This window comes from Vallitalea sediminicola, assembly GCF_054408565.1.
Window position 1 is genome coordinate 1 of the sequence record NZ_BTPT01000250.1, and the last position, 239, is coordinate 239.

Consider the following 239-nt stretch of genomic DNA (forward strand, 5'->3'; position numbering starts at 1 on the left):
AATGAAATGGAAATGATACAACCAGAAATAGTAAGTAGTAAAATAAAAGAGCAAGGTCATATAGGATATCCAAAAGAATCAACTGTGCAACTCGGTCAAGTACTCAATGAAAATATGGCGGAAAGAATTAAAATATGTGTTGAAGCATATTTAACAAGAAAAGATTATAAAAAATATTCACATCATAAATTGTATAATATACCTGCATTAAAAGTACAAGGAGGAAAGTAGACATGTAT

Annotated in this window: 1 protein-coding gene; it reads left to right on the plus strand. The window is 28.5% G+C overall.

Annotated elements, in window-relative coordinates:
- Nucleotides 1-231, plus strand: a 231-nt coding sequence (locus tag ACX6CF_RS26625) for a hypothetical protein (protein WP_458788402.1), incomplete at its 5' end; no start/stop codon positions are given.
- Nucleotides 232-239 lie beyond the last annotated feature (8 nt).